The sequence below is a fragment of the Candidatus Binatia bacterium genome (assembly GCA_036493895.1).
Lineage (GTDB): Bacteria > Desulfobacterota > Binatia > UBA1149 > CAITLU01 > DATNBU01.
In genome coordinates this window covers 44,352-69,935 of sequence record DASXOZ010000033.1, presented here as the reverse complement: position 1 = coordinate 69,935, position 25,584 = coordinate 44,352, and the positions used below count along the sequence as shown (strand labels likewise).

Sequence of the window (25,584 nt, the reverse complement as noted above, 5' to 3'; positions counted from 1 at the left end):
CGGCAGCGCCAGCGCATGCCGCGCCGGTGAGCAGCAGCGCGTATGGTCCGTGCGCCGGCGTCCGGTGAACAGGGCCGGCGCCGGATCCCGGGATGATTCCCGCTACTTCACACGCACCGACGCCGTATTGGAGTACGCCGACACCTTGCCCGTCGCCGTGCTGTACGCCTGCACGCGGTAATAGTACGTCCCGCGCGACGCGCTCTGCTGGAAGGTCGTGACGTTGGCGGCCACCTGCGCGATGCGACCGAAAGGACCACGGCTGGACGTTGCCCTCTCGATGGAGAAGCCGCTCTCGTTCGAAGAGTTGTCGGTCCAGGCGAGCCTGACGATCCCGGAGGCGGCCGTGGCCGTAAGGCCGGACGGCGCATTCAGTACCGTCGGGTCCGGGCTCACGTTGATCGTCGATGTCGCGTGGCCCGTCGCACCGAGATTGTCGGTGACGGTGAGCGTGGCTGTAAATGTGCCTGCGCTCGTATACGTGTGCGACGCAGTCACGCCCGATGCGGTGGACCCGTCGCCGAAGCTCCACGCGTACGCTGCAATGCTGCCGTCGCTGTCGCTCGATGCGCTCGCATTGAACGAAACCGCCAGCGGCGCGTTTCCGGAAGTCGGGGTCGCTGTCATCGCTGCCGTCGGCGGCGCGTTCGACGTGGACGAAGCCGCGAGCACCAGCAGCGTCACGCTCTGGGCCTGCACCGACGCCTGCACGCTGGAGCCGGAGACGGCGATCGTCGTCGGACCCGAAATCGTGCCCGAGGCCAGCCGCCAGGAGCTCGCGCTCGCCTGCGGCGTGAAGTTTGCCAGGTTCACCGTCACCGGAGTCGAGCCCGAAAGCACTTTCGAGACGATCATCACCGTGAGCGCGTGGTCGGAGCTGCGCTGCGCCGCGAACACCGACAAGTTGTCGGCGTTGGCCGTCGAAGTCGCCGCGATGCTCGTGTCGCCGAACGTGCCGCGGTTGCCGTCGTAGTTGCGGTACATCTTCATCGCCTTGAATACCGGCGTGGTCGCGTCGGGTGTCGTCCAGCGCGTCGCAAGGTCGAGGCCCTCGCGGCCGAAGATCCCGAGGATGTCGGCCTGGGTGGTCGCGCCGTTCATGTGGCTCTCGGCGCCCCAGTTGTATTCGGTGATCGCGGTCGCGGTGCCGGGATAGTAACTCGCAACCCAATTCTTCAGGCGCGGGATCAGCATGACCTTGTCGCTGATCCACGACTGGTCGACGTAGGCGGGGTCCCACAAGGATCGCGTCGAGCGGTTGCGAAGCTGCTGCATCGACGTCGACGTGTCGCTGCCGAACTCCCCGCCCTGCGGATAGTAATGTACGCTGAAGACGTCGAGCAGGCGGCGCCCTGCAGAGGCCGACGCGCTGCGCATCTGGTCGAGATACCACGGAAGGTAGTCCTGGTTGCCGTGGGAAGACCGGTCCGGATACGGCTGCTGCCAGTTGTGCGCTGCGCCGTACTGCTGGTCGAGACCGCTGTAGAAGTAGCCGGACCAGCCCCATTCCTCCGGCCCGACGACCGTGGCACCGGGATCGACGTTCTTGATGACGGTGGCGTAGCCGATCGTCTTGGATTTCAGCGCGTCCATCGACTCACCGTCGGGGCGCACGTCGCGGTGGGTGGAGAACCAGATGCTCGGCTCGTTGTCGAGGAGGTAGTAGCGCAGGCCGCCGCTCGTGGCCGCGCCCCACGCCTGGACGAGATGCTGGATCCATCCCTGCTCGAGGGTCGTGCTGTTGGGCAGGTTCGCGTCGAGCGGGTTGTTGCCCGTGACGTAGCTGCCGTCGGTGTGCACCCCGTTTCCGGCATCCGGGTACCACTGGGAATCGTTGCCCTGCTGGTGCCCGTACTTCGCGATCGAAAAACTGGCCTTGCGCGAGCGTGACGCGCCGAGGGTCGCGACGTACTCGATCATCGGGATCGTCAGCATCGGCTCGGCGCCGCCGGAGCGGCTGGTCGAGATGAACGTGTCGCCGACCTCGCCCGGGGTGGCGCTCGAGTAGGCCAGGCTCTCGAAGTACCAGTCGGCCGCGCGGTTGTCGGCGTTGAGCTGCCAGTTGTAGCGGCTCGTGTTGTTGCCGCCGCTGCGGTTGAGGGGACAGTTGAGCTCTGTGAGCTGGGCGGCGGTGCCGAAGGCGACGCCGTAGATGCGCGGGTCGATCGCATGGCGCGACGCCCCGGCGTCGATGCTGACGGTGACGGCGGCGTTCTGGGCGCGAGCCGGCGTGACGTCGAGTATGCCGGCGCAGAGCAGCGCGGCGGCGGCGCCGAGGAACGAACGAAACTGCATCGGAAGGCCCCCTTGTTTCACACGCATTCAGCCGGCACCCGCTGCGCCGGCCTCAACACGCAGCACCGATTGTAGGGGCGTGCGCGCTCACCCAACAATGGGATTCGCATCGGTGCGAAAGTACCCGCCGGCTCCGCGCCATCGAGCATTCGGCACGAAGAAGGCGGACCTGTAACTTTCTTCACCACCGGCGACCATGCATCATTCCCCGGATCACCAGCCCCGGATCACCAGCGATCGGAACGGATTGTGCCGCTCATCCCATGCGAAAAGGCAAGAGAATGTCCCCCATCAAAGTAGCCGCCCGCTTATCCTCGTTTCATCGCCTGCTCGGCCGGCTCACTGCCGCAGGAATCCTGCTGGCTGCCTCGCCTGCGTGGGCGACGTTCCACATCTCCCATATCCAGCGCCTGATGTCGGGCCTCAATGGCGCGACCGACGTCCAGTACGTCGAGATCGTCATGGATGCGCTCGGGCAGACCCACGTCGACACGAGCAAGCTGATCGCCTTCGACTCCACCGGGGCCTTCGACCACGTGATCCTCACCGTGCCGTCCAGCCCGACGATCGCGAGCGGCGATGGTCGCCCGTGGATCATGGCGAGCAACGGCTTCCAGGCTGCCTCCGGCATCAAGCCGGACTTCACGTTCGATTCGACCGGCGGCAAAGGGCTCATCCCCGAGAACGGAATGGTGTGCTGGGGCAAGCCGGTCGACCAGACCGACCCCGACAGCACCGACATGATCGACTGCGTGTCGTACGGCAATTACACCGGGCCGGCCAACGTCCACACGAGCGCGCCGAGCGCAGTCACTCCGTTCGGCCACGGCTTGAACCGCATCGCGACCACGCACGACAGCGCCACCGATTTTGCGTGCGAGGATCCGGCGATGCCGGCGAACAACGCGCAGCAGACGGGCCAGATCGACGCGAGCACGTCGTGCAGCGCGGCAGCCGTCTGCGGCGACAACATCGTCGAAGGCTCGGAAGAGTGCGACGACGGCAACACCGCGTTCTCTTCCGGCGACGAATGCTCGGCCACGTGCACGCTGGTCCCGTGCGGAATTCCCACGAATCCGAACGGCACCTCTCCAAAGACCAGCGACGCGTTGTTCGTGCTCAAGGTTTCGGTTGGCTCCGTCCACTGCGACGTCCACGTCTGCGACGTCAACAACAGCGGCGCCGTGACGACCTCCGATGCACTCATCGTGCTGAAGGCGGCGGTCGGCCAGAACGTGTCGCTCAATTGCCCGCTGCTTACGCCGTGATCGCCCGGGTCAGGCACCGGCCTGCCAGTGCCTGACTCCCGGCGTCAGCTCCGTGGCTTCGATGCCGGCCGAGGGCCGGCTTCGATGCCGGCCGAGGGCCGTTACCGAGCCCCAGCGGAGCCTCGTCTCAGCGCGACGAGGGCGTCAGCGACCTCGCGATGGCATGGAGTACCTTCTGCTCGTTGGCCGAGACGTTGAGCACCATGTCGAGGATGCCGCCGCTCGTGGCGGCGACCTTCTTGGCACTCGCGAGCAGGTCTTCGCGAAACTCCGCCAGCTCGGCCGGGTCGAGCACCTTGCAGAGCTCGGCGGCGAACATGTACCAGGCCTTGCGGGCATCGCGGCGAGGGCCGTCGCGAAGCGCGTTCTCGAGAAGCTCGGACGCGGCGCTGCCCGGTTCGATGCCGTGCTCTTTGGCCGCGGAGCGTACCGCGAATGCGTCGGCCTCGCGGATGTGGCCGTCCGCCCACGCGACTTCCACCAGTGGAAACAGCTTGAATGCCGCGATCATCTCGCCGCTCAAGTCGAGCGCCACCAGGTTGTCGAGCACCGCCTCGTCGGTGATGCCGGTCCGGGTGCGGATCTCTTCCTTGTCGATGCGCTGGTGGAAAACCTTTTTCAGCTTCCCGACGAGCTCTTCGTCGCGGTTCTTGAAAAACGTCTCTTCGATCGACCGGCGCCTGGAATCGAGAAAATCCTTTGTCATCGCATCGCTCCAGCGGCCCCGGCGCGGCATTTCCTGCGCAGGCGATGCGCAGGTGAAGCGCTGCCGGTTGCCTGCTTCCATTGTCACCCGAATCGCTCCGCACGCAATTGGAGGCTGTCGCCAACGGCCCTCGGATCGCGCCTCGATTGCGGCACCTGGCATCTGCACCACTGGACACACGGACGTTGCTGCGATTGCGCCGCAGCCGATCGGCTCTGCGACTCTGCTCACTTCGCGGCTTTTGTGCGAGCCGCGCACGCAGTTCATACTCGTGCGCGAGGGCAGCGCCCGGCGCGCGCCACGCTGCACCTCGAGGAGGCCGCTACATGAAGAGACGCATGATTGTTCTTGCCGCCGCGGGGTTGTGCCTGCTCGCCTGGTCGAATGCCGGGCAGGCAGCTCCGGCCAGAGCGCTCGTGCTCGACGATTTCCGTTCGGCAACGACGGACGGGATCGTGCGACTGTGCACCGCACCCGAATCCGATCCGCTCTATCAGGCCGCCGCCGGCTACTGCGTGGGTTACCTCACCGGTGCGTTCCACGCCGAGCGTGCGATCGACGGCGGCCGGCCGACCCTGGTCTGCTTTTCATCGGCCGAGCCTTCGCGCCGGGAAGAAATCGCGAAATTCGTCGCGTGGACCACGAAGCATCCGGAGCACGGCTCCGAGCTGGCCGTCGACACGCTGTTTCGCTACCTCGCGGAGGCTTATCCATGCAAATGACCAATGCAGGGCAAATGACCACTGCAGGGCAGATGACCGACGCAGCGGCAATCGATCGATCGGGAATGGCAGTCGCCGCTTGCGGGAGAACCGGAATGAACATGCGAAAGGCAACCGCCGCTGTCGCGCTCGTCACCGTGTTGTTTTCCGGCTGTGCCGGCATGACCGACACCCAGCAGAGGACGCTGACCGGCGGCGCGGCGGGAGCGGCAGGCGGAGCGGTGATCGGCGCAATCGCAGGAAATGCAGGAATGGGGGCCGCGATCGGCGCCGGCGTCGGCCTTGCCGGCGGCTACCTGTACGGCAAGCACAAGGAAGCCGAGCAGGACGCCTACCAGCAGGGATACCACGCCGGAAAGACGACGAAGTAGAGACGCTCCTTGCGGGCGAACGGCGCGACCGGGCCGGCACTGAGGTGCCGGCCCGGTCGCGAGCCTACTTCTTCTTCTTCGCGCTGTGCTTGAGCTCGATCTGCATCCCGCTCAAGTCGAGGGAGAACTCCAGCCCGATCTGCTTGCCCTTGACCTTGAGCTCCACGCCCTTGCTGTTGGTCAGGTCGGCTTCTTTCGGGCCTCCGGCGAGAGCCACGCCGGCAGTGGTTGCCGTGTAGGTGCCCGCGATGTCGGAGACGTGCTTCAGGTTGTAGACCGTACCGATCAACTCTGCCTTGGATACGCCGATGGTTGCACCGAGGCTCACACCGCCGATTCCCAGCGAGTACGTCTTGCCGTCGTAGTGCAGGATCCCGCTGCCGCCGCTGCCGCCGACAATGAAGCCGGCCTTGTAGATGTTGAACGAGATCGTTCCGGTGGCGCCCGCGTGGGCCGCGGCGGGCGTCCACAAGACGGCGCCGAGGGCCAGCATGGCGCCGAAGATTCTTACGCTGCTGCCGAATTTCAAAGAACGCATGAATTATACCTTCCGTCCGGACGTGCTCCGGAGTTGGCGATCTTCTCGGGGCCGGACGTATTGACCGACTCCACTTTCCCGACGGTTGTCAGTCTGTAACACCGCGCCCCCGGTAGCAAAACGCCGGCGTGCTCACTGTTTCTTTCCAGGCTGGTTGCCGCTCGACGGGAGCTGCGCGCGCACAGCGGCGACGGCTTCGGCGACGTCGCCGCCAAGACCGATGCGCCGGTGCACGATGCGGCTCTCGCGATCGAGCACCGTGATCATGTTGCTGTGCGAGAAACCGCCGTCATTCGTGCGGCGGTAGCTCCATTGCGCGGCTTTCCTGGCGACCTCGAGTGAGCTAGAGGTCACGGCGATGCGCGTCACAACCGCCTCGCTCGTTGTCGGATTCGCCTCCGTCGCGTTGATTGGCCTCGCCAGCTGCAGCGGAAGCGGCGGCCTGCCGGCAGTCAAATTCTTTTTCGGGACCAACGGCGCAGGCGCCTGCTCGGCTCTGACCGTGTCCGTCGACCTCGACGCGGCCTCTTCGGTGACGGCCCTCGAGAACGACGGCTCGCCGTCCTGCGATCTTTCGGCGACGCTGGTCGCGCTGGGCTGCCAGGCGACGTTCACGTCTGCCGTCGTCGCAGGCGCCAACACTCTGGCGGCGAACATTTCCGGATGCAGCATCCCGGACTCCGCCGACGTCTTCGAGTGCCGGTTCACTGCGGCGAACGCCGATCAGATCGGCCCCGCGACGGCTGCGAGCTGCACGTGCCAGCAGGACGGCTGCGACCGCACGCCGCCAGTGTGCGTGAACCAGGATCCTTCGCCCGGCGCCTGCGAGATCTGCGACAACGGAATCGACGACGACGGCAACGGCCTGGTCGATTGCGAAGACCCGAATTGCCGGCACTTCCCGCAGTGCCGGGGCGACACCACGACGACTTCCCTTCCGTAATCTGCCGCGAGCGGCTGGGTAGCCTCGCCGCTGAGCGCGGTCGCGCCGGAGGCGTGCCTCAGCGAACAGTGGATTCGCTTCGAAACAATCGCGACCGGCTGCGTCGAAGGTGCGTGGTTAAAGAGGCTGGATCAGGGACGAGACGGGCTCACGAGGGGGCAGCAGCCACCTTCATGGCGCTTGCCCTCGTTCTTGCATGCAGCCTGGTCGCTTCGGCTGCCCCGAAGCGAGACGGCGATCCCGACCGCGAAGACGCCGGCGAAGAGAGCCACAAAGAGATCGGAAGGACGAGCACGTCCCACGAATCGATCACTTCGTCGACGGAACAAACCGAAAAACAGTGGCCGCTCAGCCCGGAACACCCCGCGCAGCCTGCCCGGCCGCCTCTGCCTCCGCAGCCGCCGCTGCCGGCGCGCCCATCCGGACAGGACCCGCCCCAGCCGGCAGAGCCGGGCATGCAGCAACCGTGACACGAGCGACGGCGGCCGTCGTCACAGCCGCCGCACGATCCCACCTTCCATTCCTTCGTAGTCGCACCCTCACTTTCGACTGACACGGGCAATTCCACGCTGCTTTGGTTCGCGCGCGAAAAGCTCCTGTGGATCTCCGGGCGTTCGTTCTGCGTCGCGCGGAGAGCGGCGCGCCGCGCGCACGGCCGCACGTTCGGCAAAACCTGCGGCGAGTTGTGGCGTCAGCCCGGGTCCGGGCACGATCTCGACCCCGCCCCAGCGAAGCGGCTTGCGGCATTTCGAGCAGGCGCCCTGGGCCGGGCCGACGTGGCCGCACGGTGTATGCCGAAGCAGCAGCGGAGGACCGTCACCGCGATCCATCCACCTGTCGCCCCAGCGCAGCAGCGCGAGCATGACATCGAAAAAATCCGTTCCCTTCTCGGTGAGAAGATACTCGTAGCGCGGCGGGCGAGTCTGGTACTGCCGGCGCTCGAAGAGACCCTCGGCCACCAGCCGGCCGAGTCGCTGCGTCAGGACGTTGCGGCCGATCGACAGGGCGTGCTGGAATTCCTCGAAGCGAGTCGCTCCTAGAAAAGCCTCGCGAATCACGAGCGGCGTCCACCAGTCGCCGAGGAGGTCGACCGTCCTGGCCACCGAACAGGGCCATTCCCGAAATGGGGTCCTTTTCACCGGCCCAAACTAGCAGGTTGCGCTAATGAACGCACTATGCCAGACTCCGTTTCGCTAACGAACTGACTGGCGCCCGCCATGCGCCCCATGGAGAAAAAGCGATGCAGACTGCCGAACGACCGTCCACCCCGGCCTTCCTCGAGTACGCCGAAGCCTTCGAGCGCGGCTTCGCCTCGAGGGACTGGCTTCCCGTCGACCAGTTGATGACCGACGACATCGTCTGGTCGATGGCCGGCATTCCGGCGCCCGTCGGCGGCACGCACGTCGGTCGCAGCGACGCGATCGCCGCGATCCGGACGAGCACCGACAACTTCGATCGCCGCTTCGATCGGCGCGAGCCACGCATCGTCGACGGCCCTCTCGAGATCCCGGGCGGCATTCACATGACGTGGGCGGTGACTTACGTTCGCGAAGGTCTGCCGCCGTTCGTGCTGCTCGGCGAAGAATGGGACTTCTTCCGCGACGGCAAGCTGGAGCTGCACCGCGAACGGATTCACAACATCGAAGAAGCGTGGGCCTTCATGGGCAGGCACGCCGACGCGCTGCTGCACGCGGCATGATCCGGTGACGCGATGCTGATCGACGCGTTCGCGCCCGATCCCGACGCCGTCGAAACGCATCGCATCGAAATCCATGCGCCGCCGCCGGTTGTCTACGACGCGCTCTGGGCCACCGACATCGGCGCGTCGTCGATCATCCGCGCCTTGACGGAGCTGCGCTCGTTGCCGGCAAGAATTGCCGGCAAACGCGATTCGCGCGCAGGATCGCCCGCGTTCAATCTTCAGGCGCTGATCGACCGGGGCTTCGGCAGGATCGCCGAAGATCCGGGGCGCGAAATCGTGCTCGGAGTGAGCGGACGTTTCTGGCGGCCGGTGGACAATCTGCTGCCTTTTCGCGAGCAGGACTTCCGCGGCGCCGTCGCGCCCGGAACGGCGCGCGCGGTCTGGAATTTTGCCGTGACGCCGAAAGGCCCATCGCGCACGCTGCTAACCACCGAGACGCGGGTAGTCTGCGGTGATGCGGCAAGCCGCATCAAGTTTCGCGCGTACTGGATGCTGATCCGGCCGTTCAGCGGGCTCATCCGGCGCATCATGCTGCGCGAGATTGCCCGCAACTGTCTCCGCGCGGCCCCTGGAGCCAGGAATACCGGCATCGAATGACGGGATGTGCGTCGTCGAGATCGACCCGGGGCACACGGCTTTACAGGCGCCGGACGATCCACTGAAACGATCGTTTCATCTCCCGGTCCAGCTCGGATGTGGCTCCGTCGAAGCTGTGATTGGCCGCTTCGATCGCCCGCAGCCTTCGCGATTCGGTGTCCGGACCGAAAAGCTCGCGCGCCTGGTCTGCCGGGACGTATTCGTCGTGAGTGGACTGGATGACGGCAACTCGGGTGGCTCCAAGCGACGACAGTGCTGCGTAGACGTCGAGCGGCTCCGGAGGTGCGTCGGCAGCTGCGTCCAGCGGCGGAGCAACAGCGTTCTCTTCCTCGTGCGTCAGCGCGACGGCGAGGATGCCGAGCAGGTGCCCGTGGAGGTGCGATGCGTAGCCCGCAGCCACCGCGAGTCCGGCACCGCGGGAAACGCCGACGAATACGACAGGAGTAGTCCGCGGCAGGCCGAGCACGGTTTCCGCCTTCGAGACGATCGTCGCGAAGTCGTCGGCGATGTCGGCGGGACTAGGCGCGACCTCTCCTTCCGCGAGGCCGTCTACGTACTGCGGCGCACCGATGCCCGCGATCGGGTAGCCCCATTTCGCAAGCCTGAGAAAAATCCGCTTGTCGTGATCCCGAAAGCCGCCGTCGCCCGTTGCATAAACGATGAGCGGACCGTCGCCGCGCGTCCCGGGCGTCAGGTGCAGCGTGAGCCGGCTGCCGTGGATCACGAACTCCTGTTTGAAATTGGGCGGAGCGTCCGGTCGCATCGACGCGCAACCGGCGACAGACAGAAGCAGCAACAGGGCAGCAACGCGCATTCGCGATCTCACGCGTGCCCGCAGCGGCCCCGGACGGGGAGGCCTCTTGCGAACGTTGCCAACAGGATACCCGCGAACGCCGCCGATGGAAGAAAAAAGCGCCGTCCCCCCACATTGCTCCGGTTTCCGCGCTGGCAGGCGCTCTACCCGCCAGCCAATGCAGCGGCCGGCGCTGCGTTTGGCGATCGCCATGCTGCATTCCATTCAGGGCTGCGTCAGAGCGCGGGGGCAGAACCCGCGGCTGACCGCCACCCGTCCGCCCTGGATCACTGCGTGCATCTTGTAGGCGTTCTCGAGCACGGCGATATCGGCCAGCGGGTCGCCGTCGATGACGAAAAGGTCGCCGCGTGCGCCGACCTTGATCGTGCCGATTTCATCGGAGGCACGCACTATCTCCGCGTTGACGACCGTGGCCGAGCGGAGAATTTCGGCAGACGACAGCACGTGTCGCCGGATCGAGAGCTCGCGGCTCTGCTGGTCGTGAAGCTCGCCGAGAAGATCGGTGCCGAAACCCTTTGATACGCCCGCGCCGCGCGCGAGCTCGAGCGAGTCCAGTCTCACGAGCGCGGGCATCTTCCTTGCCGGGCCGTCACCGGCGAGGCAAAGTGCGTGCGGGCGCGGATCGGAGATGAGCGAAGTTGTCACTTCCGGTTCGAAGCCGGGCTTTTCCGAGCTGGTACGCGAAGGCTGCGAAGCGTACGTGCTCCAGGGCATCGGACTGCCGCTTGCGGCGTACCTGTTTCACGCCGTCAAGCTCGCGCTCTTCGTGCTCGGCTGGACGTTCTTCGTCGGCTTCACCCCTGGGCTCGGCTCGCTTCGCAACATCGGTTCGTGGTGGTTCGAGGGCATCGCCTTCCAGAAGGCGTTCGTGTGGGGCTGCCTCATCGAAGTGCTGGGCTTCGGCTGCATGAGCGGGCCGCTCGGCTTTCGCGTCGTTCCGCCGTTTACCACGTTCCTGCATTTCCTCAGGCCCGGCACCACCAAGCTCGCACCGTGGCCCGATCTGCCCGTGTTCGGCGGGTTCACGCGCACGTGGCTCGACGTGCTGCTCTATGCCGCGTTCCTCGCATCGCTGGTGCGCGCGCTGGTCTCGCCCCAGATCGACACCGCGGTGCTGGTGCCGATCCTCGTGCTGCTGCCGCTTTGCGCGCTCGGCGACAAGACGGTGCTGCTGGCGGCTCGCTTCGAGCACCATTTTTCGATGATCGTCTGCTTCGCGCTGGCGGGCAACTGGATCGCGGCGTGCAAGGCCGTGCAGCTCTCGGTGTGGTTCTGGGCCGGAGTCTCCAAGCTGACGGTCGCGTTCGGTTACGTGGTGCCGATCATGACGGCGAACAATCCGATGCTGGGAAGCCCCGCGCTTCGGCGCCGGATGTTCGTGTCGTATCCGACCGACCTGACACCGTCGCCGCTCGGCAAGCTGATGGCGCACGGGGGGACATTCCTGGAGTTCGCCGCGCCGCTGACGCTTTTCTTCGTCACCGGACCGGGCCCTCTCCAGGTCGTCGGCATCTTCTTCGTGTTGATGCTGCACGGCTTCATCTTGAGCAACATGCCGGCTGGCGCCGTCTTCGAATGGAACCTGCTCAGCATCTTTTCCGCGTTCTTCCTGTTCGTCGGCCATCCGGATGTCCGCATCGCGCAGATCGGATCGTTGCCGCTCACCTTCTATCTCGTCGTGATGCTGATCGCCGTGCCGCTGTACGGCAACTTCGTCCCGTCAAGAGTCTCCTTTCTCCTGGCGATGCGCTATTACGCCGGCAACTGGGCCTGGAACGCCTGGATGTTCCGCGGCGACAGCCAGAAGAAGCTCGACTCACTGAAACGCGCCGCACCGCTTCTGAAGGAACAGCTCGAGCGCTATTCGCCCGCCGATGCCGCCGGCATGGACTCGCGCGGGACGGCGTTTCGTTCCTTGCACCTTCAGGGCCGGGCTCTCGGCCTGCTGCTTCCGCGCGTGCTCGGCGGCCGTCCGTTCGAAGAGTACCGTTACTACGACGGCGAGATTCTCGCCGCCTCGGTGCTCGGCTGGAATTTCGGCGAAGGGCACCTTTGCGACGACGGGCTGCTCACCGCCGTCCAGGCGCAGTGCGGGTTCGAGGAAGGAGAGCTGCGCGTGCTGGCCGTCGAATCGCAGCCGCTGTTCGGCTCGACGCTCGAATGGCGGATTTTCGACGCCGCCACGGGACTCGTTGACCGCGGGTACGTTTCGCTCGACGAGCTCAAGCGGCGAAACCCGTGGGAATATGGGGAAACAGGTGCGTGAGACTCCTCCCGCGGGGGACCTTCAGCTTGCGATGGCCAACGTGCCCGGCATGTCATGAAACTCGGCCTTTACCCTCGCAACATGGGTCCGCAGTCCACCCGCCAGTCGCTGCTGGAGTGCGTTCGCGCAGCAGAAGATTCGGGCATCGACGACGTCTGGGTTGCCGACCACGTCGCAATCCCGCCCGATGACGCGGAAGGTTCCGACGGCCGCTATCTCGATCCGCTCGCGACGCTCGCATTCCTTGCGGGCGCAACCACGCGCGCGTTCGCCGAGGCGGGCGTCACCAGGCTCGTGCACGGCTGGCGCTACGAGAGCCCGTCGGCGTTTCGCCACGCAGCGGAAGTCCTTGGCGGCACGGTGCGGAGCGCCACCGGTTCGTAACGTCCGGGTTACTGGATCTGGCCGAGGATTTCCGCGAGCCGGTTCGCGACAGCGGGCGACTCGAGAATTCCGGTGTGCGTCTCGTCGTAGCCGCGAATCGAGCGCGCTTCCTGCTGCGCTTCCAGGCGAAGCTGGCTCGACAGCGCGACGACGCCGTCGCTGGAATCGCCGCCGTGGTAACCGAAGATCATGTGGTAGGCCATGTGGGCCGGCAGGGTCCGGCGAACGCGGTTCGTCGGCACGTCCTTGTAGAAGAGTCCGTCGAGGAACTCGCTCTTCGGCGCCAGCCCGTGCCAGGACCGGATGACGACCGGCGAGTTTTCCACGCCCTTCCCCGCCGACTCCATGCCACCGAGCGGCGACGAGATCGTCACGAACGTACGCACGCATTTGGTGCCGCTGCGTTCGAAATCGTCGAGCACGAACGAGCGTGCGACCAGCCCTCCCATGCTGTGTGCCACGACGACGGCCTTGTCGAACCGCAGCGACGTGCGAAGGCGTACGAAGAGCTGCGACAACCACTCGCCGAGACCGTCGAGACGCGCGCCCGACGGATAGTACGCGACCCAGGCCTGAAAACGGCGATGATCCAGCGCGCCAACCAGGGCGCGGAAATCGGCAGGCGTGCCGCCGATCCCGTGCACGAACAAAACCGGAATGCGGGCGGGATCGTACGGCTCGAGAAAATAGATGCCGGGCTCGGTGCGGATCAGGAAGTCGTACGGCTTCCACATGCCGGAGCTTGCCACCTTCTGGTCGAAGCGCGGGTCGTCGAGCGGCACGACGCGGCCGGCGACGCTCAGCGCATAAAGGCTGATCGTCTGCTGCTGGTCGGCGCCACGCGCGTGGAGGTCGGCCATCGAGAAGTCGTTGATGCGAAGACGTCCGTCGCGCGGAATCGCAACGTCGATGTCGGTGCGCCGCTCGCCGGCGGCCACCGTGATCGGGTGTTTGTCGTTTACCGGAAGGCCCGGCTCGTCGTTGTAACGTCCGTTGCGGTCCCGGTCTTCGAACGCGGCGACCCAGTAGGTGCCCGGAGCGAGGTGGATCATCCAGGCGCCGGGCTTCTCGGCGACGAAGTAATCGACCAGGTGAAGGCCCTGGGTTCCTGCCGCAACGACACCGACGATCAGAGGGCCCGTCGCTTCGTACCCTGCGGTGGAAACGGTGCCGCCGATCGTTGCGTTGGCGTCGAGCTTCTCGGACTGCTCGTTGACCGCGAGAATCGTCGAGCAGCCGGCGCCGAGAATTGCGCAGACGAGGAGCGTCGCTCCTGCACGCAAGCGGTGTCTTACCTCCAATCGCCTACCGGTAGATCGCATCGCCAGGCTCCAGTATCGGAGCCTATCCGCGCATGCCCGTCGCCTGCGAGGCCGGGTGGAGACTGGCGACGATACTGGGTCGCTTCGCCAGCGTTTCGAACCATCGCACGAGGTTCGGGCAATCGGCCGGCAGCGGCTGACCGACGCTGATGCCGAAGTCGAGCGCGCAGAACAGGATGATGTCCACGATCGTAAAGCGGTCATCGACGACGAAATGCTTCGAGCCGAGCAGGGCGTCGAGCCATCGCAGGCTGTCCTGCGCTGTGGCCTTCAGTCCGGCGGCAGCTTCGGGCAGGCAGCGCATGCGACCGCTGAACAGACCGAGACCTTCGGAGAAGCGAAATCCGTTGTAGATGTTCTCGGTGATGCGCAGCTCGATGCGGCGCTGCCACATGCGCGTCTCGGCACGCTCCTTCGCGTTGGTCCCGATGAGCGCCGGCGTCCGATGAAGCTCTTCGAGGTATTCAAAGATCGCGACGGTCTCGGCGAGCACCGAGCCGTCGTCGAGTTGCAGCGACGGAAGCTGTCCGCCGGGATTTCGGTCGGTGTAGGGCGGGCGGCGGTTCTCGCCGCCGACGAGGTCCACTTCCGTCGTCGCGATGTCGAGTCGTTTCTCTGAGAGGAAGATTCGCAAGGCGCGGGGGTTGGGGCCGAAGGATCCGTAGATGTGCATGGCGTTTTCCTAGTCGTGGGGCGGCGACTTCACAAGGGGCCGTGCGACACGGGTCTGGGGATCGCGGGGTTGGTGGTGGCGAGGGCTGCGATGGCGATGCGGCTTCGCCCTGAGCGCAGTCGAGCGTCAAAATCCGGATCGCCGAGCGAGTGGTGCGCCGCGGGGCTACTGCCGAGAGTCGTATTGCCGGCCGTCCTCGCTTTCCATTGCGCTGGCTCTCGAATTTGGCGGAGTGCGGATTCCAGAAGTACGTGTCCCAGCCGACTGTGAAGAGGTCGCCGACGACTTCGTGATCCTCATCGAAAGGTGAGTAGAACTTGCCTTTCTTCGGTCGTGGGATGCACGCCGGCCCCTATATCTGGCGAAGTTTCGAGCCGAGCGCGGCCCTGATTTCGCCTTTCAAAAGAGCGTAGCCGATGCGGCGGGTGAACGGACGCTCCTGTCATCGGTTTTTGGAGCGATTCTTGTCGAGGATCGCCGCCAGGATGAGTCCAAACGCGACGAGGCGAATTCCATAGCGTGACAGGGTTCCCTCGTTCGGCGAGGCCGAGAGTGCCTGTGCCACTCGGTTGACCCCCTCGACGAAGAAAGACAATGCGAACAGAAGGAAGAACCGATCTCCGCCGTCCCGCCAGAAACGCAGAAAGAACACGCCGATGACGAGCGATGCCATCGCGATGGCGCCGATCAGCGTTTCGTTAAGCGCACTCGTCATGTCACCTCGACTCCCAGATCAGGCCGTATAGCAGCAGGGACAGCCCGGCGAGCGCGGTCAGGTTGCGAAGGAGGAAGAGGTCGACTGACGGGAAAACCAGGAGATCGACCGTCAGCAGTATATTGTTGACGGTCAAGACCACGAAGCACAAACCACTCCACAGCAGAAGGCGAGTTCCGGTACGGGCGTAGGCGCGAAGCAGAAGACCGGCGCAGGCCAGCGCCGTTGCGGCGCACGCGGTATAGGCCAGTGTGGCCATCTCAATTCTCCTTTCGCAGCCGGAACGCATCCGCGAACTGACGGACGCTTCGGCTGGGCTTGGAGTGAATCGCCGTGGTAACTGCGATCAGCGCGCGCGAATAGCTATCCGCCAGTTTACCTACGACCGAATCCAGCTCGGACGTCTTCGGCGCATATCGGTACGCCTGGCCTTCACGGGCAAAGAACCCACGATCGGCCAGGATGCCGAGGAGATACTCGGCCACCGTCTCGCTGACGTATAGTCTCTGACCCGCCTCGGTTGCGGTCCACTGCCGGTGAGCGTCCTTGCGAAGGAGGAGTATCGCTTCGAGCTCTGGGACCGAATCAATGGATTCGGCGATCAGAAGTCTGACGTCTGCGGGCAGCTCCTCAGCGGGCACATTGAATTTCTTGTCCGGCCGACCGGGAATTTCAATTGCAATCCTCTCCAATGGAGGGAAACTTACCCAAGCTGCCGCGACGAAGCGGCGACCGGGAACGGGCAGTGCAAGGATGCCTCCGGCACCGCGAGGGCGCAGCCTCCAGGCCCGGACCGTGATGGAACTCTGACGCAGCTTCCGGTGCCGCGTCCCGGAGGACGGAAACATGTCACTACGAATCGTCGGAGCAGGACTCGGCCGCACTGGAACGCTGTCGCTCAAGCTCGCGCTCGAGCAGCTTCTCGGCGCGCCGTGCTACCACATGGCCGAAGTCATGGCGCATCCCGAGCACGCGCCTGTCTGGAAGGAAGCCTTTTCCGGACGCACACCGGACTGGACGAAATTCCTCGCCGGCTATGACGCGGCAGTCGACTGGCCGGCGGCGGCGCTGTGGAAGCCGATATCGGATGCTTTTCCGAGCTCGATCATCCTGCTGTCGGTTCGCGATCCGCAGTCATGGTGGGAAAGCGCGAGCACGACGATTTTTCCGCGAAGCCGCGAGGCCGAGGGCCCGTGGCGGGAGATGATCGACGCGATGTTTGCGCACACCTTCACAACGAAGCTCGACGATCGCGATGCCTGCATCGCCGCGTACGAGCGCCACAACGCCGAGGTGCGCGCGACGGCCGACCCGTCGCGGCTCCTGGAGTGGACGACCAAGGACGGCTGGGAGCCGCTGTGCCGTGCACTCGGAGTGGCGGTGCCGAAGGACCCATTTCCCCGCGTCAACACGAAGGAGGAGTTCGTCGGGCGCTGGAAGGGCTGATGCCGGGTGCGGAGTTCGTCGGCTTCGTATTGACCTATGTGACCGGGATAGACCGTGTGATGGTGGTGGCGATGGGTGCCACCGACATAGCGCGCTAAGTAGGCTCGCCGTATAGGATTACGTGCATCGAACGCGTGTCGATGCCCCCAGATATGCCCCCAAATATTTCAGTGCCCCTGCCCTGCCCGCGACCTTGCCGCGCGAACGCGCATCGCTCGAAGTACCGATATCAAAGCATGCCGCCACGCGTTCTGCGATTTCGCTGCGGGGCAGCATCGCATGTGCGCGCCGATCCACGACGCAAGGCGTGATGCCGAGCGAACCGCGTCGAAGCCTGGAGCCAGCACGATTCGAACGCGCCAACGCTGCACCGCGCAAGGCCGGGGGAGGGGCCGCTCGGCCCCCCGGCTCGCGCGGTCGCTAGCGGCGTCCGACTCCGGCTGCGGTCAATGCGCGGTGTACCAGCCAATGCGTTCTGGGGAGGCAATGGCAGGTCAAGTAGCACGCGGATAGGGCTGGCATAGCCCGAACGTGCACCCCGGCACTACGGCCGCGTCGCGCCGCCCAGCCTGGCGAACGGCTTCCCGTATATTCCGCTAGGAGCCCTGATCGAAATGCCAACCACTTCCATCGACGTGCAAGGAGGCAGTCCTGCGTTTCCCGCTCCCACCCGAGGAATCAGCGCCTCGGCAGTGCTGCTATTGATCGCGATCATCCCGTCCTTGGGAGTCGAGTAGGAGAAGTCCACGGGGTAATCCATGACCGTCATATCGCCGCCGGCTGCATCGTCGAGAGTCATGCGGACGACGGCGTGAAGGTACCAGCCGCCGTCTTCGCCCTTGATCGGAGTTACGCCGTCAGCTTGATAGATGCCCGTACACTTGCTCTTGACGAAAGTGACCTGGCAGGGGTTGGCCGACAGGCCGAGCGGCGCGCCCGAGGAGTCGGTCAGCGTCGAGCAGTCCTCCACAAGTTTCCAGGACATGGACAGCGTGCATCGGCCTTTGTCCCCAAACGTATAATCCGTCGGGACGCCAACGCCGTCAGGGTGCCGGCGCACGGCGGGCGTTACCGGTGTGCATGCGCTGGTGCCGGCACTTGTGTGCGTATTCGCATGCGCAGTCGGATGCTCGGTTCCGGCGCACGGCGCATAATCCCGCACCATCGATCCTTTGATCCCCTTGGCGTTCGCGACATTGAAATCGCACTGAGCCGCGGCTGTGCCCGCGCCTGCCGCTAAGGCAAAAATAGCCGCAAGAGCCAAAGCTCGGCCCTTTCTACGCCGGGTAGTCCCCGGGGTCATCGTTCCCATTGGTTCCCTCCGCCTCCGCCTGTTCTTCCCGAGCGCGTGATACGCGTTGCGACGAACGCCGCCTTACCTATCACTCGTAGCCGGTCCAAAACCATCGGCTATGTGACAGCCGACTCAGCAGCCGCCCATTTCGACGCGCTCGGCGACATTGCCAGTGCCTCAGTGGCCGCTACAATGCTGCCGATGACTAAAGCTCGCCATATCGGCCAGCTCGACCGCCGCACGGCGCTGCGCAAGCGCCAGCAGGCCTTCCTGCGCGCCTTGGTGGAGTGCAGCGGCTCGCGCGTCCGAGCGGTCGAAGCCTCGGGTATACCGCTCGGGACCGTCTTGCGGTGGCAGTCAGACCCTTGGTTCGCTGAGCGTTACGAGGAAATCCGCTCGATGCTCGCCAGTGACGCGCAGGCGCTGCGCGCCGATCTCATGGAAAAGTGCATTGCGACGGCGCTTGGCGAGTACCGCGGTTTGGCAAAGCCCGCGGCGCTGCGGCGAATTCTGGACGGGCTGGATGCGGCGGAGGACCGGCTGGCGTCGAGCGCGGAGCTGGATGCGCAGATTCGCGAGTTGCTGCGGCGGTAGAGCGCCGCCCTGCTGTGCTTGCCGCGCTAGCGCGACGCGGCGCGTCTCCCCCTGTCGTCGGTGCGGAAGTATCGCCTAGCGTCTGGGCGGCGCTTCCTGCGGTTTACCGGAAACGCTTCGTGGAATGCCGGCGAAGCGTCGAGGCGAGTGCGGATGTCACCGCTCGGTGTCGATATGCACCACGGCCCTGTGAAGTGTCCGGGGGCTGCGCCCCCGGACCCCCAATGGTCAAATTACAAATGATCGAATCATCGAGCTAAGAGCCGGCGCGAACAGCACGGACGTATTCGAGGTCCGTCTTGCCGGCCGCGTCCGTGTACCCAACGACGAAGTACACGAACCACGCGGACGACGGGAGGTCCTGGTACGTCGAGGACGACCAGTAGCCGCCCGACTGCGTGCAGCTACACGTCGCAACGGTGCAGCCGGCCGTGCAGCCAGCGTTGAAAGCCGGGTAGGTTCTCGGAATGCTGGCACCCAAGTCCATAAGCGTCTCCAGTTCGAAACGGTTCGGAATTCTCCAGTCGGTATGACCGGCGAAACCGCCCGCGCTGTTCATGTTCGCGAGAAACACCGTCGTAATCGTGCCGTCCATGTTGTTCGTTCCGGTTGACCAAGTGTAGGTGTTGTTCAGGTCGTGGAGACCGCCTGAATTGTCTTTCTTCTCCCACATGAGGCCGGTGGTGTTGTCCGTGATGGTGCCGTCTCCGTTATCCGTGAACGAGCGCGCAGCGCCCTTCTGCAAATCACCGTCCGACCCCGTGCCGTAAGACGTCGTCTCGCCGGTGCGCAGTGGCGGCCTTACGCTCGCCACGCAGTCGGAGTGGCAGACCGCGAGGCCGCTGTTGCAGGACGCGAGGTCGATCGGACAAGTGTCGGGGATGCCGCCGCCACCACCGAGCGAGGTTGCAACGCGCCCGGCACAGTCGTCCATGTAGGTTTGGATCGGTGACTCGTCACCGTTCGTCGGGCACGCTCCGGCCGCCTTTGTCTCCGCATCAGTGAATTTCGAAAGGTCGCACTTCGAGTAGTTCACCGGATCGCCCGTCTTGAGCGCCTGGGATTCCGCGTTCAGTCGGCACGAACCGTACTTGGCCGTCAGCTTGAGCTTGCTCGCCTCGCAAGTAAGGGCCGCATCTCCCGCAAGCGCCGCGGTTGAATAGAAAAGGATGCCGATGGCGATGAGGCCGGACGCTACGCTTCGCATGTGAATCCTCCCGGAACAGGCGTGTGTGGCGGCCTCGGCCGTCGGCCCTACTTGGTCCGGGCCTTTACTCCCGCGGACGGGGGTCACGCAAAGCGGTATCAGTGGCAGGGGGTCAATTCGCTACAGGTCGGTGATCCCGATTACTTTCTGCAATGACCGGCCGGGAAGCCTGACCGGCGAGGGCGGCCGGTGGCAGTGATGCGGTCCGAAAGAGCGGAATCACGACCGCGTAGGCTTTTAGTGCGCGGAGGAAGCGCGAACGTGTTCACGTCAGCCGCCTCCACTGCCCGGTCGGCGTTCGGCCGTAGCTGACGCCCGGCGGGAGCGGCGCGCCCGCGGTGCGGATCTGCCGCTTTTCCTCTTCGGTCAGCGGACGCAGGCCCGGGCCCGGCTGGCGGTCGTCGGGCAAGGGGACCTCGTTGGCGGCCCGCAGGGCGTCGATGCCAGGCCAATCGATGTCGTCGCCCTCGGGCGTGCGCGGGTAGAGCGACGACCATCCGGCAGGAAATTCCCAGCGGCCGTCGCGCCGTCGCGTCCAGCCATCGGCAAGGGCTGCTGCTTCGGCCTCTGGGTCGGGCACGACCTCCGGGAAGTCAGGATCGAGGCGGCACATGCCCGCCCCAGCTTCGCGCGTCTTCGTGCGCAGGAGCGCAAGGATCTCCGCCTTGTGCTCGCGTAGCCGATCAACCGTCCCCGCATCGGGAGTCGGCTGGAGGTGGAGCCCTCCATCAGTCGTGACCGATAGTACGATCCCGGCGGCCTCACAGGCCGTCACCAGAGCGGCGGCGATCACAGCGTGATGCCGTTGTCAGGCAGTTCGGGCCGACCTTCGTTCGGTATCATCGCGTCCGAACCTCGAATCGACGCGTCATCGCCGTCATGAAGGTCATCCTGACCCTCGGCCGACTCGGTTCGTGACGTCGATGACGCCGATGACACGCTGGGACGAACGCTGGCCGTTTCGGGTCGCGCGATGCTGGCAAGCGTCAGGATACGAGTCGTCGCTCTCCGCTTCTCCGAAAAGTCGATACCGACGCGCCGAAGGGCCGGTGCTGCCCGGCGAATGCGGTCGGACATGCCGGTGGCGCTGGTCGGCCATCCCTTCGTCTTGGCCGGGCCGCCCGGGCGATCAGCGTAGCGGCCCAAATCCTGGAACAGCACGGTCGAAGTGCCGGACCACTCCTTCGGCTCGCCTGTCCATCCGGCGGTAGTCGGAAGCCAAGCCCGAAGTTCAGACGCCACGACATCGGCGTCCAAAACGGATTCGGCAGCACCCGCCCGGTTGCCGCGGTACGCCGCGAGAAAATTACCCTCCTCCCACCGAATCTCGGTCCCGTCGGGTGCTTTGCCGATGACGGTCCCGACCAGAGCGGGCTCGCACGCTGCAACCCATCGCGCAAAGGTTGCCATTCTCGGCATGTTCTTCACCGTCGTCGTCGGCAGGTTCCGCAGGCCGCACATACAAGCGCGCAACAGTGCGCCAAAGATTCTCGGCCTCGCCCGGTCTTGCATCTCGACGAGGGTGTCGTCGTCGATGCGCGCCGCCTCCGGGATGGGTTCAAGATTGATGAACATTGCGCGGTCGGCCAGGTCGCCCGCCGTAATGGCCTCGGAAATGCCATTGAAGATCATGGGCCGACCGCCACGCAGCACGGTCTCCAGGTCATTCTCGTAGTGGGTCCGCTTGCCGAGACTGCCGCCGTCCCCCATGCGGCAGAATGCATCCGACAACCACTGCGGGACGCTCGTCAAGTTGTCGAAGGCGAGAACCAGCATAGCCTGCGCCGCGCAGAACAGGTCATCCTCGTTGCGCGGCGGTGACCGCAGGTCGGAGTTTGCCGGATCGACCAGCGACCTGACCATGACGGTATAGGCGCTCTTCCCGGAGCCCTGCTCGCCGCGCAGCACCGGGTGGACGTACTTCGGTTTTCCCCGAAGAACCTGAAGCAGAAACGCCACAGTCAGAATAAAATCAGCCGGGGACTTCACGTTAATGAGCGGCAGCAGGTCGCCGACGCTGCCCCCGTCCATGAACTCTGGCATAGGCAGCGATTCCTTGGTCCGTCGGAACCGGACGTCGGGGTTGAAGTCGTAGCCGAACCCATCGGCTGTCACCTTGATCGCGCTCCAGTCCTCCCTCCCACTGTCGATATAGATTGCCGACCCGACGTTCGCACTCCGAAGATGGACCTCGTGACGTACCACGGGGCTGGCGAACAGCGCGCGGGCCTCGATGGTGGCGACAGCCTGGGCAATGACTTCGCCGCGCGCTGCCTTGCCGTTGTCGGCATAGTACCGCGACCGCAAGACATCGCGGAAACTCTTGGAATCGACCTTGTGTGTCTCCCGGTGCCCATTGATCTCGACGTCGGCGAACGCGGCTTCGCCGCGCGCATCGATAAACAGCGCAAAGTCTTCTGCGTAGGCGACCAGCCGGTCCGCCTGCGTAAGATCGTCACCACCATCATCGCTGTCACCCGCCGGAGCTTCGCACTGCCGCAGGCCCCCAACGCGCACGTCGATGGCAGTCGCAATACTCTTGCACGAGATCGCGCGGTCATCGTCGTCGAGCTGTCGCCATGCGACCATGACTGCCTTCTTGGCATCGTCGCTCCCGGTCTTGCCGCACCGATCAGCCATGGACCGCACCTCGCCCAGCGTTGGCGGCTTCGGTGCAACCTCCCTGAAAGCCTTCTCGGCCTCCTCGCGTGCCTGCTCCGCGTTCACTGGGCGGCTCCCATGGCGAGCATCGAGTCGAGGGTTTCGTCGCACTGCCGGGCGGAGATGAGCGCGTCAAGGCGCGTGGTCACGTCCCGCTCTTCGTCGTCGGCGATCTGATCGAGTACGTCTCGCAGGCACGCGATCTGCCTGAAGAGGCTGCCCTCGACCGCACCAGCCTCGCGACGCGCGTCAGCGGGCTTCTGGGAGCGTTGTCGCAGCACTCCGGATGGCGCCGCGCCGAGAGCCTTGGCGGCAACAATGAACGTGGCCCCTGTTACGAGCCGGTAGAGCGCGACGATGTCGCCAGACCAGCCGCAAGACCAGCACTTGAACAGTTCCCCCTTCGGCCAGTAGCTTAGCGACGGGGTCTTGTCATCGTGGGCCGGGCACAAGGCCTTGCGGTCGCGTCCGAAGACGATCCCGCAATGGCTCGCGGCCAGTTCAATGGACCTGGCCTTGAGCGGCGCGAGATCGAACGTTGTATGTTTCATGGTCAACTCCAAATCGAAGGAGCGACCCTGGCAAAAGCGGTGACGCGCGGACGTCGTTCGTGGTAGTCTCGCGGCTGCTTACCAGCACACCGGTCGGATTATCCCGAACGGAACGACGCGCCGCCCCTCAGTCCAGGGCGGCGTTGTCGTTTTTGTGAGAAGTTGCGGGTGTAGGTTGGTCGCCCGTTTTCGTCGGAGCGCAACCCGCGGCCTCGGCAAGGCTCGCAATCAGCGCCCGGATGTCTTCCACACGCCACGCGGTAGTGCGCGGGCCGAGCTTCACCGGAGCTGGGTAGCGCCCCGACCGCACGCCCGCCCACCACGAACTCTTGCAGACCGGGATGAGGGGTTCGACTTTGGGACTCGCCCTCCGGTCGCCAAGAATCTGACGAAGACGGAAGAAGCCCGTTTCAGGGAGCTTGTGCATCGCGATTTCTCCTCGTGCGTTTTCGGACGAGGAGAATGTGCGCGCGATGGCGCCGTTCGTGCCCTAGTACTTTGATCTATTTTCCGACGCGTTTGTTAGGGTCGGCAGCTGCGGCTTCGATTCCGCGCTTCACCTCGCCCGCAGTCAGCTCGGGGAAGTACGTCCGAAGGACGCTCTGAACGAACCGGACCAGCGGAGTCTGGTGAAGCTGGCCGCTCTTGACCGCCTTCGAGGACTGGTCCCAGGTAGCTTTGGCCTCATGACCAGTGCACCGACACCAGCTCCTTGCCACGTCACGGGCGGCGTACTCACCTCGACGTGCATCGGGGACGGGATTCAGCCCGCTGATCACATCGAGGAGAAGCGCCTTGTTGATCTCTCCCAGGGCGTTGGCCGCGTACTTTGCCGCTTCGCCGTCGCCCGCGGCAAGTGTGGCAAGCTTGCCACGTACAGACTCGTACTTGGCGCGTTCTTTTGCGGGGAGGCCTCCGCTCCCCTGCGCCCACTTTGTCGCCGCAGCGAAGGCTTCCCGCAGGACTGCCACCCTAGCTGCCGAGGCATACGCACACGCGAGGTTGGTCGCGACGGCGATACTCTCGTTGGACGCCGCGACCGCCTTTCGCGCGTTCGGCAGAAGGTGCGGAGGTAGGCCGGCCTGTGCAATCAAGCGTTCGCTCTGTGTTGAGAAATCGATGGTGACGGCGGAATCCTGTTCGCGCTTTTGATCGCGGCGCGTCACTTCGCCTCCTTGATCGTGTCCAGGTAGTCGGCCCACCGCTGCATCATGTCGCGGCGTTCGGCGAGAAACGTCGTCCGATTGTAGGCGCGCCCGAGCGGATCGCGAACGGCGTGCCCGAGCTGGTGCTCGATCAGGTCCAGCCGAAAGCCGAGTTGCTCGTCGAGCATCGTTCGTGCCATTGCCCGGAAACCGTGGGGTGTCATTTCGGTTGCAGGGACCCCAAGGTCGCGCATCGCGTACAGGAGCGCGTTTTCGCTCATCGGCCGCTTGTGCGTCCGCTCAGACGGGAAGACGTACCGACGGCCGCCGGTCACCGGCTGCAACTCGCGCAGAATCGCCACCGCCTGCCGTGACAGCGGCACAATGTGCTCGCCTTTTGTCTTCGAGAGCGTGAACCGCCATTCGACTGCGTCAAGGTCCATCCCGACCCATTCAGAAGCACGCAGCTCCCCAGGTCTGACGAAGACGAGCGGAGCCAGTCGCAGCGCGCACGAGACCGTCAGTGTTCCGCGATGCCGCTCAAGCGTTCGCAGGAGTTGGCCAACCGCCTTCGGCTCCGTTACTGCGGCGAAGTGCCGGGCAGCTTTCTTCTTGGTCAGGGTATGGCGGGGATCGGGACTCGGATCGCGGACCGCACGACCGATTCCAATTGCGTACTGAAACACGCCCCGGCAGCTCGCCAGTACCCGGTGGGCCGTCTCGATCGTGTCGCGCGCTTCGATACGGCGCAGGCAATCGAGCACTTCCGTGGTCTCGACGTCGGCAACGGGGCGCGCCCCGATGTACGGGAAAACGAATCGTTCAAGGCGGCTCAACACACGCGAACTGTGGGACGTCGCCCAGGTCTTCGACCGCGTCCCATGCCATTCGCGCGCCAAGGTCTCGAAGGTAGCCGAAGCCTTCTCGACCGCTTGGGAAGCGGCCTGCTTAGCGGCTCGCCTTTTCTCCGCAGGGTCGGACCCTGACCGCAGTTCCTCGCGTAGCTCGTCGCGGCGCGTCCTGGCTTCGCGGATCGAGACTTCGGGGTAGCTGCCCAGGCCCAGCCGCTTCTCGAGGCCCTTGTGCCGGTACTTCCAGCGCCAGTGTCGCCCCCCGGTCGTCGAGACTTCGAGGTAGAGGCCGAGGCCATCGGCTCGACGGTATGTCTTCTGAGTGGGTTTGAGGCTGCGAACCGAGCGGTCCGTCAGTGGCATGGGGGCACCCTCCAGGGATTCCGGGGGCATTTTCGGAAGCGGTGCCCCAGGAAATTTCGGTATGCCCCCAATCGTGCCCCCAGAGCACGGCGGCTGTCAATGGACAAGATTGGCCTAGGCCGCACAGATTGCGCAGTCTTTCTGGTGGCTTAATGC

Annotated in this window: 29 protein-coding genes and 1 pseudogene; 10 read left to right on the top strand and 20 right to left on the bottom strand. The window is 65.1% G+C overall.

Features of this window, described 5'->3' with window-relative positions; all coding sequences use genetic code 11:
* Window positions 1-102: 102 nt before the first annotated feature.
* A complete protein-coding gene (locus tag VGK20_09040; GenBank protein ID HEY2774181.1) occupies window positions 103-2,295 on the bottom strand; it encodes a glycoside hydrolase family 44 protein in 2,193 nt (730 codons plus the stop codon).
* Between the two features lie 281 nt (window positions 2,296-2,576).
* On the opposite strand from VGK20_09040, the gene VGK20_09035 reads away from it, so the two are divergent.
* Window positions 2,577-3,563: a hypothetical protein gene (locus tag VGK20_09035; protein ID HEY2774180.1), complete on the top strand. Its 987-nt coding sequence runs from the start codon at window positions 2,577-2,579 to the stop codon at window positions 3,561-3,563.
* A 127-nt stretch (window positions 3,564-3,690) separates the two neighbouring features.
* Here the strand turns inward: VGK20_09035 and VGK20_09030 are convergent, their stop codons facing one another.
* The gene (locus VGK20_09030) at window positions 3,691-4,269 is read right to left on the bottom strand and encodes a hypothetical protein (GenBank protein ID HEY2774179.1); all 579 of its coding nucleotides are present in this window, start codon (window positions 4,267-4,269) and stop codon (window positions 3,691-3,693) included.
* A 326-nt stretch (window positions 4,270-4,595) separates the two neighbouring features.
* On the opposite strand from VGK20_09030, the gene VGK20_09025 reads away from it, so the two are divergent.
* Entirely contained in the window at window positions 4,596-4,991 is a 396-nt protein-coding gene (locus VGK20_09025) for a Rap1a/Tai family immunity protein (GenBank protein ID HEY2774178.1), read from the top strand.
* Window positions 4,992-5,086: 95 nt separating this feature from the next.
* On the top strand, window positions 5,087-5,362 hold the full coding sequence (locus tag VGK20_09020; GenBank protein HEY2774177.1) for a YMGG-like glycine zipper-containing protein: 276 nt from the start codon (window positions 5,087-5,089) through the stop codon (window positions 5,360-5,362).
* A 64-nt stretch (window positions 5,363-5,426) separates the two neighbouring features.
* Here VGK20_09020 and VGK20_09015 read toward each other — a convergent pair whose 3' ends face one another.
* Complete coding sequence (locus tag VGK20_09015) at window positions 5,427-5,900, bottom strand: hypothetical protein (protein ID HEY2774176.1); 474 nt, start codon at window positions 5,898-5,900, stop codon at window positions 5,427-5,429.
* A gap of 132 nt (window positions 5,901-6,032) precedes the next feature.
* Window positions 6,033-6,254 (bottom strand): hypothetical protein, encoded by a 222-nt coding sequence (locus VGK20_09010; GenBank protein ID HEY2774175.1) that lies wholly within the window; start codon window positions 6,252-6,254, stop codon window positions 6,033-6,035.
* A 4-nt stretch (window positions 6,255-6,258) separates the two neighbouring features.
* Here VGK20_09010 and VGK20_09005 point away from each other — a divergent pair, with 4 nt between their 5' ends.
* A complete protein-coding gene (locus tag VGK20_09005) occupies window positions 6,259-6,843 on the top strand; it encodes a hypothetical protein (GenBank protein ID HEY2774174.1) in 585 nt (194 codons plus the stop codon).
* Between the two features lie 731 nt (window positions 6,844-7,574).
* On the opposite strand, the pseudogene VGK20_09000 reads toward VGK20_09005, so the two are convergent.
* Window positions 7,575-7,982 (bottom strand): annotated as a pseudogene (locus tag VGK20_09000) (helix-turn-helix domain-containing protein).
* Between the two features lie 101 nt (window positions 7,983-8,083).
* On the opposite strand from VGK20_09000, the gene VGK20_08995 reads away from it, so the two are divergent.
* Window positions 8,084-8,542 carry a hypothetical protein gene (locus tag VGK20_08995; protein HEY2774173.1) on the top strand — a complete coding sequence of 153 codons (459 nt, stop codon included), beginning with the start codon at window positions 8,084-8,086 and terminating at the stop codon, window positions 8,540-8,542.
* 12 nt (window positions 8,543-8,554) lie between these two features.
* Window positions 8,555-9,142, top strand: a complete 588-nt coding sequence (locus VGK20_08990) for a hypothetical protein (protein ID HEY2774172.1) — start codon at window positions 8,555-8,557, stop codon at window positions 9,140-9,142.
* A 40-nt stretch (window positions 9,143-9,182) separates the two neighbouring features.
* On the opposite strand, the gene VGK20_08985 is transcribed toward VGK20_08990, so the two are convergent.
* Both VGK20_08985 and VGK20_08980 read right to left on the bottom strand, forming a co-directional pair.
* Entirely contained in the window at window positions 9,183-9,956 is a 774-nt protein-coding gene (locus tag VGK20_08985; GenBank protein ID HEY2774171.1) for an AcvB/VirJ family lysyl-phosphatidylglycerol hydrolase, read from the bottom strand.
* Window positions 9,957-10,160: 204 nt separating this feature from the next.
* The gene (locus VGK20_08980) at window positions 10,161-10,670 is read right to left on the bottom strand and encodes an amidohydrolase family protein (GenBank protein HEY2774170.1); all 510 of its coding nucleotides are present in this window, start codon (window positions 10,668-10,670) and stop codon (window positions 10,161-10,163) included.
* Between VGK20_08980 and VGK20_08975 the strand changes: the two genes are divergently transcribed.
* Together VGK20_08975 and VGK20_08970 are read left to right on the top strand one after the other, a co-directional pair.
* Window positions 10,585-12,222 carry a DUF3556 domain-containing protein gene (locus tag VGK20_08975; GenBank protein ID HEY2774169.1) on the top strand — a complete coding sequence of 546 codons (1,638 nt, stop codon included), beginning with the start codon at window positions 10,585-10,587 and terminating at the stop codon, window positions 12,220-12,222. The two genes, VGK20_08980 and VGK20_08975, sit on opposite strands and share 86 nt — an antisense overlap.
* 54 nt (window positions 12,223-12,276) lie before the next feature.
* On the top strand, window positions 12,277-12,606 hold the full coding sequence (locus VGK20_08970) for an LLM class flavin-dependent oxidoreductase (GenBank protein HEY2774168.1): 330 nt from the start codon (window positions 12,277-12,279) through the stop codon (window positions 12,604-12,606).
* Window positions 12,607-12,614: 8 nt separating this feature from the next.
* Here VGK20_08970 and VGK20_08965 read toward each other — a convergent pair whose 3' ends face one another.
* The 5 genes from VGK20_08965 to VGK20_08945 form a co-directional block, all read right to left on the bottom strand.
* Window positions 12,615-13,889, bottom strand: a complete 1,275-nt coding sequence (locus VGK20_08965) for an alpha/beta fold hydrolase (GenBank protein HEY2774167.1) — start codon at window positions 13,887-13,889, stop codon at window positions 12,615-12,617.
* A gap of 61 nt (window positions 13,890-13,950) precedes the next feature.
* Window positions 13,951-14,601, bottom strand: a complete 651-nt coding sequence (locus VGK20_08960) for a glutathione S-transferase family protein (protein HEY2774166.1) — start codon at window positions 14,599-14,601, stop codon at window positions 13,951-13,953.
* 442 nt (window positions 14,602-15,043) lie between these two features.
* A complete protein-coding gene (locus VGK20_08955; protein HEY2774165.1) occupies window positions 15,044-15,316 on the bottom strand; it encodes a DUF5985 family protein in 273 nt (90 codons plus the stop codon).
* Window position 15,317: 1 nt separating this feature from the next.
* Window positions 15,318-15,575: a DUF5985 family protein gene (locus VGK20_08950; protein ID HEY2774164.1), complete on the bottom strand. Its 258-nt coding sequence runs from the start codon at window positions 15,573-15,575 to the stop codon at window positions 15,318-15,320.
* Between the two features lies 1 nt (window position 15,576).
* Entirely contained in the window at window positions 15,577-16,008 is a 432-nt protein-coding gene (locus VGK20_08945) for a hypothetical protein (protein HEY2774163.1), read from the bottom strand.
* Window positions 16,009-16,162: 154 nt separating this feature from the next.
* Here VGK20_08945 and VGK20_08940 point away from each other — a divergent pair, with 154 nt between their 5' ends.
* Window positions 16,163-16,762, top strand: a complete 600-nt coding sequence (locus VGK20_08940) for a sulfotransferase (protein ID HEY2774162.1) — start codon at window positions 16,163-16,165, stop codon at window positions 16,760-16,762.
* A 544-nt stretch (window positions 16,763-17,306) separates the two neighbouring features.
* Here the strand turns inward: VGK20_08940 and VGK20_08935 are convergent.
* Entirely contained in the window at window positions 17,307-18,074 is a 768-nt protein-coding gene (locus VGK20_08935) for a hypothetical protein (protein ID HEY2774161.1), read from the bottom strand.
* Between the two features lie 183 nt (window positions 18,075-18,257).
* Here VGK20_08935 and VGK20_08930 point away from each other — a divergent pair, with 183 nt between their 5' ends.
* Window positions 18,258-18,650: a hypothetical protein gene (locus tag VGK20_08930; protein HEY2774160.1), complete on the top strand. Its 393-nt coding sequence runs from the start codon at window positions 18,258-18,260 to the stop codon at window positions 18,648-18,650.
* A 256-nt stretch (window positions 18,651-18,906) separates the two neighbouring features.
* On the opposite strand, the gene VGK20_08925 is transcribed toward VGK20_08930, so the two are convergent.
* The 7 genes from VGK20_08925 to VGK20_08895 all read right to left on the bottom strand — a co-directional run bounded on the left by VGK20_08925 (window position 18,907) and on the right by VGK20_08895 (window position 25,428).
* A complete protein-coding gene (locus tag VGK20_08925; protein HEY2774159.1) occupies window positions 18,907-19,857 on the bottom strand; it encodes a DUF1566 domain-containing protein in 951 nt (316 codons plus the stop codon).
* 265 nt (window positions 19,858-20,122) lie between these two features.
* Window positions 20,123-20,650 (bottom strand): hypothetical protein, encoded by a 528-nt coding sequence (locus VGK20_08920; protein HEY2774158.1) that lies wholly within the window; start codon window positions 20,648-20,650, stop codon window positions 20,123-20,125.
* Window positions 20,647-22,584 carry a hypothetical protein gene (locus tag VGK20_08915; GenBank protein HEY2774157.1) on the bottom strand — a complete coding sequence of 646 codons (1,938 nt, stop codon included), beginning with the start codon at window positions 22,582-22,584 and terminating at the stop codon, window positions 20,647-20,649. The genes VGK20_08920 and VGK20_08915 overlap by 4 nt, the downstream gene beginning before the upstream one ends.
* Window positions 22,581-23,069: a CHC2 zinc finger domain-containing protein gene (locus VGK20_08910; GenBank protein HEY2774156.1), complete on the bottom strand. Its 489-nt coding sequence runs from the start codon at window positions 23,067-23,069 to the stop codon at window positions 22,581-22,583. Before VGK20_08910 ends, VGK20_08915 begins: the two co-directional genes overlap by 4 nt.
* Before the next feature lie 127 nt (window positions 23,070-23,196).
* Window positions 23,197-23,496, bottom strand: coding sequence for an AlpA family phage regulatory protein (locus VGK20_08905; GenBank protein ID HEY2774155.1), 300 nt, complete (start codon window positions 23,494-23,496; stop codon window positions 23,197-23,199).
* Between the two features lie 76 nt (window positions 23,497-23,572).
* Window positions 23,573-24,235 carry a hypothetical protein gene (locus VGK20_08900; protein HEY2774154.1) on the bottom strand — a complete coding sequence of 221 codons (663 nt, stop codon included), beginning with the start codon at window positions 24,233-24,235 and terminating at the stop codon, window positions 23,573-23,575.
* A complete protein-coding gene (locus VGK20_08895; GenBank protein HEY2774153.1) occupies window positions 24,232-25,428 on the bottom strand; it encodes an integrase arm-type DNA-binding domain-containing protein in 1,197 nt (398 codons plus the stop codon). The genes VGK20_08900 and VGK20_08895 overlap by 4 nt, the downstream gene beginning before the upstream one ends.
* Window positions 25,429-25,584: the final 156 nt, after the last annotated feature.